This is a genomic window from Collimonas sp. GW821-FHT02H07, assembly GCF_059421505.1.
Genome location: NZ_JBWKVC010000057.1, coordinates 1 through 548 on the forward strand (window position 1 = coordinate 1; position 548 = coordinate 548).

The window sequence follows — 548 nt, forward strand, 5'->3', positions numbered from 1 at the left end:
AACGGCAGTTACCGGCGGCACGACATCAAGGATGCCTACCTGCAGCGCATCGTCGGCGATGTGAAGCTGGCGCGGCCGATGAAGATCGTGGCCGATTGCGGCAACGGCGTCGCCGGCGCTTTTGCTGGCGAGCTGTACCGCGCGCTCGGCTGCGAGGTGCAGGAACTGTTCTGCGAAGTGGACGGCACTTTCCCCAACCACCATCCCGATCCGGCGCATCCGGAAAACCTGCAGGACGTGATCCGCGCCCTGCAGAACTCCGATGCGGAAATCGGCCTGGCCTTCGATGGCGACGGCGACCGTCTTGGCGTCGTCACGAAAGACGGCCAGATCATCTATCCGGACCGGCAGCTGATGCTGTTCGCCGCCGATGTGCTGACGCGCCATCCCGGCCGCGAGATCCTGTATGACGTCAAATGCACCCGCCACCTGGCGCCATGGATCGCCAAGCACGGCGGCAAGCCCTTGATGTGGAAGACCGGCCACTCGCTGGTCAAGGCCAAGATGCGGGAAACCGGCGCGCCGCTGGGCGGTGAAATGAGCGGCCA

Annotated in this window: 1 protein-coding gene; it reads left to right on the plus strand. The window is 65.0% G+C overall.

Features of this window, described 5'->3' with window-relative positions; genetic code table 11:
• The coding region (locus tag AC07V8_RS25805) for a phosphohexomutase domain-containing protein (protein WP_494681219.1) at window positions 1-548 on the plus strand (548 nt) is incomplete at both ends.